Source organism: Rhodococcus sp. HNM0563, from assembly GCF_012726195.1.
Classification (GTDB): Bacteria; Actinomycetota; Actinomycetes; order Mycobacteriales; family Mycobacteriaceae; genus Rhodococcus.
In genome coordinates this window covers 120,087-134,670 of the sequence record NZ_JAASAF010000007.1, presented here as the reverse complement: position 1 = coordinate 134,670, position 14,584 = coordinate 120,087, and the positions used below count along the sequence as shown (strand labels likewise).

The 14,584-nt window shown below is 65.1% G+C and carries 13 protein-coding genes; 10 read left to right on the top strand and 3 right to left on the bottom strand.

The genetic code is table 11. The features are described 5' to 3' along the window. Window positions 1–62: 62 nt before the first annotated feature. Complete coding sequence (locus HCA61_RS17610; protein WP_169689488.1) at window positions 63–554, top strand: hypothetical protein; 492 nt, start codon at window positions 63–65, stop codon at window positions 552–554. 6 nt (window positions 555–560) lie between these two features. On the opposite strand, the gene HCA61_RS17605 is transcribed toward HCA61_RS17610, so the two are convergent. From HCA61_RS17605 to HCA61_RS17595, 3 genes are all read right to left on the bottom strand, one after another. After that, entirely contained in the window at window positions 561–821 is a 261-nt protein-coding gene (locus tag HCA61_RS17605; RefSeq protein ID WP_169689487.1) for a Txe/YoeB family addiction module toxin, read from the bottom strand. A gap of 2 nt (window positions 822–823) precedes the next feature. Continuing rightward, the gene (locus tag HCA61_RS17600) at window positions 824–1,084 is read right to left on the bottom strand and encodes a type II toxin-antitoxin system prevent-host-death family antitoxin (protein WP_169689486.1); all 261 of its coding nucleotides are present in this window, start codon (window positions 1,082–1,084) and stop codon (window positions 824–826) included. Window positions 1,085–1,206: 122 nt separating this feature from the next. Further along, the gene (locus HCA61_RS17595; protein WP_169689485.1) at window positions 1,207–2,136 is read right to left on the bottom strand and encodes an AraC family transcriptional regulator; all 930 of its coding nucleotides are present in this window, start codon (window positions 2,134–2,136) and stop codon (window positions 1,207–1,209) included. Between the two features lie 160 nt (window positions 2,137–2,296). Between HCA61_RS17595 and HCA61_RS17590 the strand changes: the two genes are divergently transcribed. From HCA61_RS17590 to HCA61_RS17550, 9 genes are all read left to right on the top strand, one after another. Beyond that, entirely contained in the window at window positions 2,297–3,508 is a 1,212-nt protein-coding gene (locus tag HCA61_RS17590) for a cytochrome P450 (RefSeq protein WP_169689484.1), read from the top strand. A gap of 1 nt (window position 3,509) precedes the next feature. After that, window positions 3,510–4,502, top strand: coding sequence for a 2Fe-2S iron-sulfur cluster-binding protein (locus tag HCA61_RS17585; protein ID WP_169689483.1), 993 nt, complete (start codon window positions 3,510–3,512; stop codon window positions 4,500–4,502). 305 nt (window positions 4,503–4,807) lie between these two features. Continuing rightward, window positions 4,808–6,190 (top strand): benzoate 1,2-dioxygenase large subunit, encoded by a 1,383-nt coding sequence (gene benA, locus HCA61_RS17580; protein WP_169689482.1) that lies wholly within the window; start codon window positions 4,808–4,810, stop codon window positions 6,188–6,190. A 13-nt stretch (window positions 6,191–6,203) separates the two neighbouring features. Then, window positions 6,204–6,707, top strand: a complete 504-nt coding sequence (benB, locus tag HCA61_RS17575; protein WP_169689481.1) for a benzoate 1,2-dioxygenase small subunit — start codon at window positions 6,204–6,206, stop codon at window positions 6,705–6,707. 32 nt (window positions 6,708–6,739) lie between these two features. Then, entirely contained in the window at window positions 6,740–8,359 is a 1,620-nt protein-coding gene (gene benC / locus HCA61_RS17570) for a benzoate 1,2-dioxygenase electron transfer component BenC (RefSeq protein ID WP_169689480.1), read from the top strand. Then, window positions 8,356–9,153 (top strand): 1,6-dihydroxycyclohexa-2,4-diene-1-carboxylate dehydrogenase, encoded by a 798-nt coding sequence (locus HCA61_RS17565; protein WP_169689479.1) that lies wholly within the window; start codon window positions 8,356–8,358, stop codon window positions 9,151–9,153. The genes benC and HCA61_RS17565 overlap by 4 nt, the downstream gene beginning before the upstream one ends. 101 nt (window positions 9,154–9,254) lie before the next feature. Continuing rightward, a complete protein-coding gene (locus HCA61_RS17560) occupies window positions 9,255–10,598 on the top strand; it encodes an aromatic acid/H+ symport family MFS transporter (protein ID WP_054715625.1) in 1,344 nt (447 codons plus the stop codon). A gap of 11 nt (window positions 10,599–10,609) precedes the next feature. Continuing rightward, a complete protein-coding gene (locus tag HCA61_RS17555; RefSeq protein WP_169689647.1) occupies window positions 10,610–13,297 on the top strand; it encodes a LuxR family transcriptional regulator in 2,688 nt (895 codons plus the stop codon). A 15-nt stretch (window positions 13,298–13,312) separates the two neighbouring features. After that, a complete protein-coding gene (locus tag HCA61_RS17550; protein WP_169689478.1) occupies window positions 13,313–14,575 on the top strand; it encodes a benzoate/H(+) symporter BenE family transporter in 1,263 nt (420 codons plus the stop codon). Window positions 14,576–14,584: the final 9 nt, after the last annotated feature.

Sequence of the window (14,584 nt, the reverse complement as noted above, 5' to 3'; positions counted from 1 at the left end):
CCCCCACCTACCCGCCTGCGCGCGGTACCCAACCATCCACCCCACGCGAAGGAGCGTCCGAGATGTCCGCCGCTTCGAATTCCGGTGCCCCTGCCCCTATCCCGGAGTTCGACGCCGTGATACTCGGGCGCTCCTTCGCTTGCCGGCGTGCGGCGGACCGCCTTCGTGACGACTTATATCTGTCGGTCTGCGAGCTGGTCAGCGTAACCTCGGCCACATACGACGACATCGACAATCGCTGGGAATTCCACTTAGGAAGGTTCGTCATCGCCCGCGCCAAGTTCGTGATCGATGGCGACGGCACGATCCACCTGCAGGGGCGTGAGGACACCGCCATCGATCCTGCAGCCGTGACCGCGCACGGATTTCCCAACCTGTTCCGCCCGGTCGGCACCGACCGGATCGATTCCCTCGGTTACACGGTGGCGTGCATCGAGTACATGCGCACGCACGGCCACGACTACTCGGAGCGGCGGTTGCGGACACCGGTCGCCGATGACGACTTTCCCGAGTTGTCCTTCGACCGGCCGATCCCGGCCATGTGGATCGGATAGAACGTGTCAGCGCCCGTAGTGATACCGGCACGCCGCAATACGCACCTCGGTGTCGGCGACCTTGTAGACAAGACGGTGTTCGTCGGTGATTCGCCTGGACCAGTACCCGGCGAAGTCGTGCTTCAGCGGCTCCGGTTTGCCGATGCCGGCGTTTCCGTTTCGTAGGATGTCCTGCACAAGAGAGTTGATGCGCTTCAACACCTTACGGTCCTGAGTCTGCCACCAGAGGTAGTCCTCCCAGGCGTTGACATCCCACACCAACCGCATCGTCAGTCGTCACCGTCGATCAGCTCGTGCGGCTGACCCTCTCCGGCTTCGAGTCGCTCCATCGCGTCGAGCAGGCGTCGCGCATTTGCCGGTGAACGCATCAGGTAGGCGGTCTCGCGAAGCGACTCGAAATCCGCCAGCGACACGATCACCACGGGCTCGTGGCCCGATCGGGTGATCACGATTTCCTCGCGGTCATTCACCACCGAATCCAGAACTTCGGCGTAACGAGCACGGGACTCGCTGTAACTCATGGTCCTCATGACAACCTCCTAACTGTACGGAAAATTGTACGTCTTATCGGACATGGCAGCAATGACCACGACACATCGGCACCGATTCCGCCGAGACGTCCGCGATCGGCTCGGATGACGCAGTCCTGCTGTCAGGAGTCGCGCAACGCTTGACTCGGCGTCATCCCGTACCGCTTCTTGAACGCCGCCGCGAATCGGGCGGGGCTGCTGAAACCCCACCGGAACGCAACGTCGGTCACCGTGACGCCGGAGCCACCGGCCGCGAGTTCTGCGTGCGCGCGGTCCAATCTGATGTCGAGCAAGGTCGCGGACGGGCTGCTTCCCACATAGTCGGCGAACGTCTCCTGCATCCGCCGCACGCTGGTGCCTGCAATCTCGGCCATATCGGCCGCGGTCCATGGACGTGACGGATCGTCGTGCAACGCGTCGAGGACACGTCGGACCATCCCCGGCCTAGCCGCCGGGGCGGCATCTTCGCTCGGAGGTGCCACCGCCAACACGAACGCGGTCGTGACGGCACCCGCGAGTTGCTGCGACACGAGGGGGTTGGCAAGCGAACCTGCGCCTTCTGAGAGCTGATCCGACAATGAGGCAACCAGGCGGCGCCAATCACCGGCCGAGCCGGTCAGATCGATCTGATCAGGCAGAACGAGCCGGGACCGCAAGGGGGCGCCCAGAATGCGGTCGGCCTCTCGCTCGAGATGATCGCGGTCGAACTTGACGCCCAGAACGGAACATGTTGCGTCCCAACGCGTGATCCGATTCGGAGTATCCGCACTGAACACGGTGGCCTGCCCCGGCCCGGAGACGACCTCACCGCCCTCACCCCTGGATTCCAGGGTGCCCGCGAGCGGAATGTTGATCTCGTACGCTCCGGGATACTCGCACTCGATCGCCACATCGACGCCCCACGCGAGCCTGCCGATCATCACCGGACCGAAATCCACCGACGACAAATGCAATTCGGGTCGCTCGGCGCCGGACATGACGGTCAATTCGTGCGGGAAGTACACGTCGGCGACCACTCGGGAGACATCCTCCCAGTCCTCGAACTCTGCCACCTCAATCACCTCCCGACTCCTGCTCGGCGACTTTCCGCGCGATGCGTATCGACTCCGCGCAATCGGTGTAGAAGCGAAGTGATCTGAATCATATGGTCCTCATCACAGCGTACGGAAGGCCCGAGCGACAGGGCCCCACGACCCACCCGAGGAGCATCACATGACGAGCACTCTCTCCTGGATCGACGAAGTCACCATGGCCCAGCTCGAGCGAAACCCGTACCCGATCTACGAGCGCCTTCGGGCCGAAGCTCCTGTCGCATTCGTACCCGTGCTGGGGGCATTCGTCGCGTCGACGACGCACGCGTGCCACACGATCGCGAACAGCGACGACTTCGAAGGAATCATCACTCCGGCCGGTGGCCGCACCTTCGGGCATCCGGCGATCATCGGAGTCAACGGTGATATCCACAAGGATCTGCGATCGATGGTCGAGCCTGCGCTGCAGCCCAGCGAAGTGGACCGCTGGGTAGAGGACCTCGTCCGACCGATCGCTCAGCGCTACCTCGAAGAGTTCGAAACGGACGGCAAGGCCGACCTCGTCACTCAATACTGCGAACCCGTCAGTGTCCGCGCACTCGGAGATCTGCTCGGTCTGAAGGACGTCAGCTCGGACAAACTTCGCGAATGGTTCCACAAGCTGTCCGACTCGTTCACCAATGCCGCCGTCGACGCCGACGGCAACTTCACCGATCAGAAACGGTTCGACGAGGGTGACGCCGCAAAGGCCGAGATCCAGTCGATCGTCGATCCTCTGATCGACCATTGGATCGAGCATCCGGACGACAGCGCCATCTCGCACTGGCTGCACGACGGCATGCCCGAGGGACAGACCCGCGACCGCGACTACATCTACCCGACTCTCTACGTCTTCCTCCTCGGTGCCATGCAGGAACCGGGGCACGCCATGTCGTCGACGCTGGCCGGACTGTTCACCCGCCCGGAACAGTTCGAGGCCATCGTCGACGAACCCGACCTGATTCCCCGGGCCATCGCCGAGGGAATGCGCTGGACGTCGCCGATCTGGTCCGGCACCGCCCGAATCGCCAAACGCGACACCGTGGTGTCCGGAATCGAGATCGCCGAGGGGTCGGTGGTCATCCTCTCGTACGGATCGGCCAACCACGACACCGACACTTTCGAGGCACCCACCGAGTACGACATGACCCGACCGCCGCTTCCGCATCTCGCGTTCGGCACCGGCAACCACGCGTGCGCCGGCATCTACTTCGCGAACCACGTCTGTCGTATCGGCTTGGAGGAATTGCTCGAAACCATCCCCAACCTCGAACGCGACACCGGTGCAGACGTCGAGTTCTGGGGCTGGGGCTTCCGCGGCCCCACCTCACTGCACGCAACCTGGGAGGTTTGACATGTCGTACACCGTCACCACCGGCACGACGTCGGTCGACTGTGGCCCTGAGCAACCGATTCTCGACGCGTTCCTGCGCAGCGGAGTGTGGATGCCCAACTCGTGCAATCAGGGAACGTGCGGCACGTGCAGGGTCAAGGTGCACTCCGGGTCGGTCGATCACCGGAACTCGCCCGAGGGCACCCTTTCGCAGGCCGAGCGATCCGACGGCTACGCACTCGCGTGCCAGGCCACACCGTGCAGCGACACGTCGATCGACCCCCCTGCCGCCGACGAGGTCGCGACCACTCACGCGCTGCGCGACTTCGTCGCCACGGTCTCCGAAGTACGAGACATCGCCGACGACACACGGCGGGTGCTGTTGACTCTCGACGAACCGCTCACGTTCTCGGCCGGACAGTACGTGGAGGTCACCGTCCCAGGAGGTTCGGCGAAGCGTCAGTACTCCCTCGCGAATCCTCCGACAGAACCGAAGCTGCTCGAACTGCATGTGCGTCGGCAGCCGGGTGGCGTGGCCTCCGAGTGGCTGTTCGGCACAGTCGAGGTAGGCGATCGGATCGACATCACCGGCCCGTACGGCGACTTCACGTTCGATGAGGACTCCACCGGCCCGATGGCGCTGCTCGGCGGCGGCACCGGCCTCGCACCGCTCAAGGGCATCATCCGTCATGCGCTCGCACTCGACCCGGAACGGGAGATCCTGCTTTACCATGGGATTCGGACCTGCGCCGATGTGTACGACGCCGACTTCTTCCGCGAGCTCGAGGACAAGCACCCGGGCCTGCGATACGTCACCTGCGTAAGCCGTGAGAACGGAGGCGACCGGGAAGGCTACGTCACCGATGCCTTCGTGAAGGATGTCAGCTCTGCGAAGGAGTTCACCGGCTACATCTGTGGGTCGGAGAAGTTCGTCGAAGCCGCGGTGAAGTCGTTCAAACGGCGCAGGATGTCCCCGCGCCGGATCCGGCGCGAGAAGTTCACCGCAGCCGGGTAAGGTCCCGCGCCCCGAATGGGCCGAATGTCACCTTCATGCAGCTCGAGCTCATGAAGGTGACATTCGGCCATTCTGTTCGTCCAGGGTCCTTCGTCCTCCGACCTCGGGGTCCTAGGTATCACTAGGCATTTACCCGGTGTGACCGCAAACACAGGATGTCAGGGTAGTAGTAATGCCGGACACAGCCCGTCCGAGCCCCACCCCGACACAGCCTGTCCGACCGCCGCCACGGCAACTGTGTTCGGACCGGAATCGGACACCGACGCTGTTCGTCCCGGGAACTACGCCGACACTGGAGGATCCCCATGACCGACATCGTGGAGCACGTGCGCACTCATCTCGACGGAGCCCTCGTCGAAGACCCCGCAACCGGACGGCACCAGGTCCGACGCGACGTCTTCACCGACGAAGAGATCTTCGAACTCGAGATGAAGTACATCTTCGAGGGCAACTGGGTGTACCTCGCGCACGAGAGCCAGATCCCGAATGTCGGCGACTACTTCACCACCAACATCGGTCGTCAGCCCATCGTCATCAGCCGCGACAAGGAAGGCGAACTGCACGCCCTGATCAACGCGTGCAGCCACCGCGGCGCGATGCTGTGCCGCCGCAAGACCGACAACCGCACCACCTTCACGTGCCCGTTCCACGGCTGGACCTTCCGCAACAACGGCAAGCTGCTCAAGGTCAAGGATCCTCGCGACGCCGGCTACCCCGAACAGTTCAACACCGACGGCAGCCACGACCTGCGCAAGGTGGCGAAGTTCGAGAGCTACCGCGGCTTCCTCTTCGGTTCGCTCAATCCCGACGTCAAATCCCTCGAGGAACACCTGGGCGACTCCGCCAAGATGATCGACATGCTCGTCGACCAGTCCCCCGAAGGACTCGAGGTGCTGCGCGGTTCCTCCACCTACACCTATGACGGCAACTGGAAGCTCCAAGCGGAGAACGGTGCGGACGGCTACCACGTTTCGGCGACGCACTGGAACTACGCGGCCACGACCGCGCGTCGCACCGCCGGTGAATCGGCCAACGAAACCAAGGCCATGGATGCAGGCACGTGGGGCAAGCAGGGCGGCGGCTACTACTCGTTCGAGCACGGCCACCTGCTGCTGTGGATGTGGTGGGGCAACCCGGAGGACCGCCCGCTGTACCCGCGCAAGGACGAGCTCGCCAAGGAATTCGGTGAGAAGAAGGCCGAGTTCATGGTGGGTGCATCGCGCAACCTGTGCCTGTACCCGAACGTGTACATCATGGACCAGTTCTCGTCGCAGATCCGGCATTTCCGCCCGATCTCCGTGGACAAGACCGAGGTGACGATCTACTGCATCGCACCCAAGGGTGAGAGCGCCGAGGCACGCGCAGGCCGCATCCGCCAGTACGAGGACTTCTTCAACGCCACCGGCATGGCCACCCCCGACGACCTCGAGGAATTCCGGTCCTGCCAGAAGACGTACCTCGCGACCGCAGCTCCGTGGAACGACATGAGCCGCGGCGCCACCCACATCCTCAACGGCCCGGACCAGGTCGCGAAAGACCTCGGCATGGACAACGTCCTGTCCAGCGGCGTGAAGACCGAGGATGAAGGCCTCTACCCGATCCAGCACGGCTACTGGCTCGACACGATGCGCAAGGCCGTCGACGCCGAAGCTGCAGCATCCGCCGCCGGCGAGCCCACCGCGCTCTGAGAGGTACGAAATCATGACCACAGCAACCAATTTGACGCAGACCGACATCGAACAGTTCCTCTACAAGGAAGCGCGGTTGCTCGACGACCGCGAGTTCGAGCAGTGGCTCGAGTGCTACCACCCCGAGGCCGAGTACTGGATGCCTGCGTGGGACGACAACGGCAAGCTCACCGAGGATCCGCAGTCCGAGATCTCGCTGATCTACTACCCCAACCGAGGCGGACTCGAAGACCGCGTTTTCCGCATCCGCACCGACCGTTCGTCGGCGACGTCGCTTCCCGAACCGCGTACCGGCCACAACATCACCAATGTCGAGGTCCTCGAGCGCCGCGGCACCGAGATCGATGTGCGCCACAACTGGTTCTCGTTGTACTTCCGCTACAACACCACGGATACCTACTTCGGCACGACCTTCATCACGCTCGATGTCTCGGGTGATCAGCCGGTCATCAAGAAGAAGAAGATCGTCCTGAAGAACGACTACATCCACCACATCGTCGACGTCTACGTCGTCTAGTACCCGGAATCACGAGAGGAGGCTTGGGCACCATGACATTCCAGGTGGCATTGAGCTTCGAGGACGGGGTCACCCGCTTCATCAAGGTCAAGCCGAACGAGACCGTCGCAGACGCGTCGTACAAGGCGCGGATCAACATCCCCCTCGACTGCCGCGACGGCGCGTGCGGCACCTGCAAGGCGTTCTGCGAATCCGGCACTTACGACGGCGGCGACTACATCGAGGATGCGCTGACCGACGAGGAAGCAGAACAGGGTTACTGCCTGCCGTGTCAGATGATGCCCGAGTCGGATCTGGTGGTGCAGATCGCCAGCACCTCGGATGTCGCGAAGACCGCGGCGGCCTCGTACACCGCGACGATCACCGAACTCAATCGATTCTCCGAGAGCGTCGTCGGCTTCACCGTCGAGATCGACAACCGGGACGACCTGGTGTTCCTGCCCGGGCAGTACGTCAACATCGGGGTTCCCGGTAGCGACGACGGCACCGGCAAGCTGGCGACGCGGTCGTACTCGTTCAGCACCGGCCCCCACGACAATTCGCTGGCATTCCTGGTGAAGATCACCGAGGGCGGCCTGATGTCGGAGTACCTGCGCGACCGCGCTCAGGTGGGCGACACTCTCGAATTCACCGGCCCCTTCGGAAGCTTCTTCCTCCGCGAGCGCAAGCGCCCGTCGCTGCTGCTCGCCGGCGGGACCGGACTCGCCCCGCTGTTGTCGATCCTGTCGAAGATTCAGAGTGAGGGCACCGATCATCCGGTGCACCTCATCTACGGCGTCACGTTCGACCACGACCTCGTCGAACTCGAGAAGCTCCAGGCCTATGCGGAGTCTCTGCCGAACTTCACGTTCGACTACTGTGTCGCCGACAAGGATTCGTCGGCCCCGAACAAGGGCTACGTGACCGGACTGTTCGAGCCGCAGCACCTCAACGACGGCGACGTCGACATCTACCTGTGCGGACCACCGCCGATGGTGGAAGCGGTGCGTAATCACCTGTCGGAGAACAGCATCACTCCCGTGAACTTCTACTTCGAGAAGTTCAACACCTCCGCTACCCCGGGCGGGGCGACCGCCCCGGCCCCCACCGACGCGGAGAAGGCAGCTGCCGAGAAGGCCGCTGCCGAAACAGGACGGCCCGTCGCACTCGAGACCCCTGCATCGCCGGGCAACTACGAGATCGGCGAGGAGCACCCGCCCGTCGCCGAGTCCGACGAGCAGTTCGACGCCCGCATGGCGCTCGAACTCGGTGTCCTCGAGCTCACCATCGGCCGCCTCACCCCCGAGCAGCTCGTGGAGTTCCGGATTCTCGCTGAGGCATCCGGCGCGTCCGTCGAAGGTGATCACTTCACCGACGCCGCCGCGTTCACAGACACCACCGCGGCGTTCCACGAGTACTTGTTCCGCTGCTGCACCAATCCGGTGCTGCTCGAGGCCTACAACCGCCTCGAGGTGACACAGTTGATGCACCAGGTGCTGCGTGACGCGCACTGGATCGAGGGACACATCATCGACGAGCACCTGCAGCTCGTCGAGGCGTTCGAGAAGGGCGACAAGGCCGCAGCACGCGACCTGATGATCGCGCATTCCGGCCACGCCAAGGAGACGATGCGTCGAGCGATCGCCGAGGGCGCAGCAGCGGGTGCACGATGAGCGACGTGAAGTTCTTCCCGGGACGGTTCGACGGCCGGTGTGTGACGATCACCGGCGCCGCACAGGGCATCGGTCTCGCAGTTGCGACCCGCGTCGCGGCCGAAGGCGGGGAGGTCGTCCTCGTCGACCGCGCCGAACTCGTCCACGAGGTCGCCGAAACACTGCGCGCCGACGGCGGCAAGGCACATTCCGTGACCGCAGACCTCGAAACCCTCGAGGGGGCGGAGGAGGCACTCTCGTTCGCGGTGCAGGCGGCCGGACGACTCGACGTGCTCATCAACGTGGTCGGCGGCACCATCTGGGCCAAGCCGTACGAGCACTACGCGCCCGACGAGATCGAGAAAGAGATCCGCCGGTCGTTGTTCCCCACGTTGTGGTCGTGCCGCGCGGCTGCGCCGTACCTGATCGACCAGCGTTCCGGCACGATCGTGAACGTGTCGTCCGTGGCGACGAGCGGGGTGAACCGGGTTCCGTATGCCGCGGCGAAAGGTGGCGTCAACGCCATCACCTCCGCGCTTGCGCTCGAGCTGTCGCAGTACGGCGTTCGCGTCGTCGCCACCGCCCCGGGCGGGACCGTCGCGCCGGAGCGGCGGGTCGCGCGGGGGCCTGCCCCGCAGACCGAGCAGGAGAAGGCCTGGTACCAGCAGATCGTGGACCAGACCGTCGATTCTTCGCTGCTCAAGCGGTACGGCACGCTCGAGGAGCAAGCCGCGGCGATTACTTTCCTGGCCTCCGATGAGGCCTCGTACATCACCGGTTCGGTCCTTCCCGTAGCCGGAGGCGATCAAGGCTGACAGCCGTTCGACCGGGCCTCGCCAGTGGGCCTTCCCCTGCTGGTGAGGCCACTTTTCTGCCCGAATTCATTTGTGACCTCTCACACAAACCGGAGCATGTAATGACCCGAACCACACAGACCTGGGCCAGCCCACAGCACAAACGAAGCGTCATCTGGATCGTCGCTCTCGCCACCGTCGCGATCATCTTCGACGGATACGACCTCGTCGTGTACGGAACTGTTCTTCCGACACTCATGGGCGACCCCACCCAGCTCGGCGAAATCTCCGCGCAGCAGGCCGGGGCACTCGGCTCCTACGCCCTGATCGGTGTCATGGTCGGTGCTCTAGTCACCGGCGCGTTCGGCGACCGCGTCGGCCGCCGCAAGATGATGCTGATCAACATCGTGTGGTTCTCGGTCGGTATGGGCGCAGCAGCCTTCTCGACGAGCATCGCGATGTTCGGTGGCCTCCGGTTCTTCACCGGTATCGGTGTCGGCGGCCTGGTCGCCACCGCCGGTGCCGTCGTCGCGGAATTCGCCCCGCCCGGCAAGCGCAACCTGTTCAACGCCATCGTCTACAGCGGTGTCCCCGCCGGAGGTGTCCTCGCATCACTGCTCGCGATCCTGTTGCGTGACGTCATCGGGTGGCGCGGACTGTTCCTGATCGGCGCTCTGCCGCTCGTCATCCTGTTTCCACTCGCGCTGGCCAAGCTCCCCGAATCACCCGCGTGGCTGGCCTCCCGCGGTCGCCTCGACGAAGCGAAATCCACCTGCGACAAGTTCGGCTTCCCGATGCCCACGGCCGCGCCTGCCGCACCCACCGAGAAGGTCGGCTTCGCTGCGCTCGCCACCAGGAAGTACGCGCTCGGCACCGGTCTGCTCGGCCTGATGAGCTTCGCCGGCCTGCTCCTGACCTACGGCCTGAACACATGGTTGCCGAAAATCATGGCCGACGCCGGCTACAACGCCGACGGCTCGCTCGCATTCCTCCTCGTCCTCAACGGCGGTGCCATCATCGGCGGCCTCATCGCATCGAAGATCGCCGACGGTCGCGGTCCGCAATCCGTCATCGTGACCACCTTCTTCCTCGCCGCCGTTGCCCTGGTGACGCTCACGCTCGGGTTCCCTCTGTCCGTACTCCTCACCGCCGTCGCGATCGCCGGTGTCGGCACGATCGGCACCCAGGTGCTCGTCTACGGGTTCGTGTCCAACTACTACGACACCCCCGCTCGCGCAGCCGGTGTCGCATGGTGCGCCGGGTTCGGCCGACTCGGCGGGATCTTCGGCCCGATCATCGGTGGCCTTTTGATCGGCGCCGGCTTCGCGAACAACGTGAACTTCTACATCTTCGCGGTGATCGCTCTCGCCGGTGGCCTCGTCACGTTCTTCGTTCCCCGACCGCTGCAGCACAACACGCGGATCGACGTTCCGGACGCCTCGACCGGGACTACCGTGGATGCGTGACGGACAATTCGATGCTGGTAGGACGTGACACCGAGCTCTCGCAGCTCGACCGACTACTCGACGGGGCGCGCGCCGGGTCTCCCGTGCTCGCCCTCGTCGAGGGTCCACCCGGCATCGGAAAAAGCGCTCTCGTGCGGTCTTTCACGAGCAGGCACCGTGATATACACGCACAGTTCGCATCAGGGGCGCCGTGGGAGTCGGACCATCCGTGGGCGGTCCTCGAACAGTTGACGCACGCCCCGGAGCCGGGGGCCGACCCCATCGATGCTGCGCATGCGTACCTGGACACGATCCACAGCACCACGATCATCGTCGTCGATGACGCCCACTGGTCGGATATCGAGTCGTTGCAGTCGCTTTCGTCGATGATCCGCCGCGCACACCAACGCCCGATCCTGATGTTGTGGGTGATCCCCGACGTCCTGCCCGACGGCATCGACGACACCACCGCACGAATCCTGTCGTCGCAACGGGCCGACACCATCCATGTCCGCGCCCTCACCTCCGGCGATGTCGCCCAGCTCGCGCTTCTCCGCGCGGGCGTGGACCTCTCACCCTGGACGGCTCAACGCCTGCACGAGCACACACTCGGGAGTCCCCGGCCGGTGTTGCAACTCCTCGACGAGATCCCGCGCGCCCAATGGCAGCGGTGGCAGGCGCGGTTCCCCGCACCTGCGCAACACGCCGCAGCAGTCCGACGCGTCCTCACCGCCTGCTCACCCGACACACGCGCCCTCATCGAAGCAGCGGCGATCCTGGGCACCGGATCGCCGCTCGCTCCGGCTGCCGCACTTGCCGAAGTCGACGACCCCACACCGTTGCTCGACGAAGCACACACCGCCGGTCTGCTGACGATGCGGGAACGGCAGGGCATCGTCACCCTGCTGTTCCCCGACCCGATGACCAGCGCCGCCGTCACCGACGAGATCGGGCCGGCGCGGTGGCGCGAACTGCATGCGCGAGCGGCCACACTTGTCGACGACGAGGGCAACGCCCTGTTCCATCTGGTGTCGGCCACACCCGCCGCCGACGGCACCCTCGCGGACAAACTCGATCGGTTCGCTCGGCAACGCGCTGCCGACGGTGCATGGGCGCAGGCCGCCGAGGCGCTCATCACGGCAGGTCGCATCACGCCCGAACGCGACCTCCGCACACAACGTTTGATCCGCGGGGTCGACGCACTCACCGGCGCCGCCGATCTCCCCCAGGCTCAGACCTTCGTTCCCGAGATCGAAAGCGCCCCCGGAGGTCCGATGCGCAACGCGGTCCTCGGCTACCTCGCAATCCAGCGGGGCCGCGCCGCCGAGGCGCACTACCTGCTCTCGGAAGCCTGGACGATGGTCGACGAGTCGGAGAGCGACCCCGAACTGGCAGCGATGATCTGCCAGCGGATGGTTCTGCACTCGCTGGCCAGGATGCGCGGCGACGAACTCGTGGCCTGGGCCGATCGCGCCTCGTCGCTGGTCCCGGGCAATGCACCCGCCGTCGTGGAGTCCAACGCCATCCGGGGCCTCGGCCTGGGCATGACCGGACGCATCGACGAGGCCCGTGCTTCGTACGCCGGCCTTGCCGACCACGTCCGTCTCGGAGCACAGAGCCAGCGCATCCGCATGGCCGAAGGCTGGCTCGCGTTGGCGTTGGATGCGCCCGATCGTGCCCGTACCGAACTGGAAGCCTCCGAACCCACCACGTTCCGCGGTGGCTCTCTCCGGATCTCCCTGTGGGCGCAAGCGTGGCTCGCCCGCACCCAGTTCACCCTGGGGGCGTGGAGCGATGCCCTGCGCACCGTGGATCGGGCCGCTGCACAACTCGATTCGACCGGTCTGGATCTGCTGCGGCCACTCGTCCATTGGACGGGAGCCCAGGTGCATGCGCTGCGCGGCAACTGGGATGCCGCGCGCGAGCACCTGCGGCGCGGCCGCGCCGGGAGCAATGACTACACGCTCATGCTCGTCCCCTCCTGCATCTCCGCAGCCCAATGCGCAGAGGTAGCAGCAGATTACGACGGGGTGCTCCGCCAACTCGACCCCCTCGTGACCCTGCGGCACAGAGAAGCCCTCGACGAACCCGGATTCTGGCCGTGGCCCGACCTCTACGGCAACGCGCTGGTGATGACCGGCCGCGTCGACGACGCCGACGCCTTCCTGCGCCCCCACGAAGAACGTGCCGCCGAGCGAGGTCACCGTTCCGCGAAAGCACGACTCGGGTACGTGCGCGGACGCATTCACGGCGCGCGCGGCGACATCGACGCAGCCCGCGACTCCTTCGAGAGTGCATTGTCCGAAATCGACACCCTCCCATTGCCGTACGATCGCGCACGCATCAATTTCGCGTACGGGCAGACCTTGCGCCGCGCCGGACGGCGACGTGACGCAGACAGTGTGATCCGCACCGCGCGGGAGCTGTATGCCGTGCTCGGCGCGGGCTCGATCGTCGCGCGCTGCGACCGCGAGCTCAAAGCGGGCGGGTTGAAGTCCGGCGACGCGGTGAGCATTCGGAATCACACCGACGTGTCCGCGTTGACACCGCAGGAACGTGCTGTCGCCACACTCGTCGCGTCGGGCCACACCAACAAGGAAGTGGCGGGAGAACTGTTTCTCTCGGTCAAGACCGTCCAGTACCACCTGACCCGCGTCTATGCGAAGTTCGGCATCCGCTCACGCAGCGAGCTCGCAGCACGTTTCCGCCAAGAAGAGTAAGGAAGAAGCAGCCCGATGACAGCTGTCGACGACGTCACACGCCCCGACACCGACCTGTTCGAGCGGCCCCCTCGGCCATGGCTCCGGCCCGCGGCGGTGTTGCGTGACTTCGGACCCAGGTACGTATCGAACGGGCTCATCGGACTGATCTTCTCGTGCACCGGGCCTGTCGCCGTGATTCTCGCGGCAGGCGCCACCGGCGGGCTGTCACAGGCGGAGTTGGCGTCGTGGATCTTCGGGGTCTTCGCGCTCAACGGCATCCTCACGATCGCCATGAGCCTCGCCTACCGGCAGCCGCTCGGCTTCTTCTGGACGATCCCCGGCACGATTCTCGTCGGCGGGTCCCTCACCCACCTGAGCTGGGCCGAGGTGGTCGGGGCGTTCTTCGCCACGGCCGCATTGATCACCGTGCTGGGAGTGACGGGCCTCGTCCGCCGCACAATGGAAGCGCTCCCCATGCCCATCGTGATGGCCATGGTCGCGGGTGTGTTCCTGTCGTTCGGGACGAACCTGGTGAAGGCCCTGGGCTCCGATTTCGCGATCGCAGTGCCCATGATTGTGGTGTTCCTGCTGCTCAGCACGGTAGGAGCACTGGGCCGGTGGATGCCGCCCATCCTGGGGGCACTGCTCGCCGGCGCCGTCGCGGTCGCGTTCTCGGGCCGGTTCGAACCGCAGCCCGGCAGTGGAAACGTCTTTGCAGCACCGGTCTTCACCGCGCCGGTCTTCACCTGGTCGGCACTTCTCGAACTGGTGGTTCCGCTCGCGATCACCGTCATCGTCGTTCAGAACGGGCAAGGTGTGGCCGTGCTGCGCTCGGTCGGGCACAACCCGCCGATCAACGTCTCCACGATCATGTGCGGGCTGTGGTCGTTCCCCGCTGCCTGCGTCGGAGCAGTGTCGACCTGCTTGACCGGCCCTACGAACGCGCTGCTGACCTCGTCCGGTGAGCGGTCCCGCCAGTACACAGCGGCGTTGACGTGCGGCGCGCTGGCAATCATCTTCGGGCTGTTCGCACCACTGTTCGTGCGTTGGATGATCGCGGCCCCGGCGTCGTTCGTCGCGGTCCTGGGTGGCCTCGCAATGCTCAAGGCCCTGCAGGGTGCGTTCGTCGCCGGGTTCAGTCGCCGCTACACAATGGGTGCGCTCGTCGCGTTCATCGTCACGGCGTCCGACGTGATGTTCTTCAACATCGGTGCGGCGTTCTGGGGGATCGTCGGTGGTGTCGCGGTGTCGTGGTTGCTCGAACGCCAGGATTGGACGGATCCCCACGGCGAGTAGGAAGTCCGG

Bases quoted from the DNA above. Each gene is read 5' to 3' on its own strand.
- HCA61_RS17610 (WP_169689488.1), top strand. From the start codon at position 63: ATGTCCGCCGCTTCGAATTCCGGTGCCCCTGCCCCTATCCCGGAGTTC.
- HCA61_RS17605 (WP_169689487.1), bottom strand. From the start codon at position 821: ATGCGGTTGGTGTGGGATGTCAACGCCTGGGAGGACTACCTCTGGTGG.
- HCA61_RS17600 (WP_169689486.1), bottom strand. From the start codon at position 1,084: ATGAGGACCATGAGTTACAGCGAGTCCCGTGCTCGTTACGCCGAAGTT.
- HCA61_RS17590 (WP_169689484.1), top strand. From the start codon at position 2,297: ATGACGAGCACTCTCTCCTGGATCGACGAAGTCACCATGGCCCAGCTC.
- HCA61_RS17585 (WP_169689483.1), top strand. From the start codon at position 3,510: ATGTCGTACACCGTCACCACCGGCACGACGTCGGTCGACTGTGGCCCT.
- benA (WP_169689482.1), top strand. From the start codon at position 4,808: ATGACCGACATCGTGGAGCACGTGCGCACTCATCTCGACGGAGCCCTC.
- benB (WP_169689481.1), top strand. From the start codon at position 6,204: ATGACCACAGCAACCAATTTGACGCAGACCGACATCGAACAGTTCCTC.
- benC (WP_169689480.1), top strand. From the start codon at position 6,740: ATGACATTCCAGGTGGCATTGAGCTTCGAGGACGGGGTCACCCGCTTC.
- HCA61_RS17565 (WP_169689479.1), top strand. From the start codon at position 8,356: ATGAGCGACGTGAAGTTCTTCCCGGGACGGTTCGACGGCCGGTGTGTG.
- HCA61_RS17560 (WP_054715625.1), top strand. From the start codon at position 9,255: ATGACCCGAACCACACAGACCTGGGCCAGCCCACAGCACAAACGAAGC.
- HCA61_RS17555 (WP_169689647.1), top strand. From the start codon at position 10,610: ATGCTGGTAGGACGTGACACCGAGCTCTCGCAGCTCGACCGACTACTC.
- HCA61_RS17550 (WP_169689478.1), top strand. From the start codon at position 13,313: ATGACAGCTGTCGACGACGTCACACGCCCCGACACCGACCTGTTCGAG.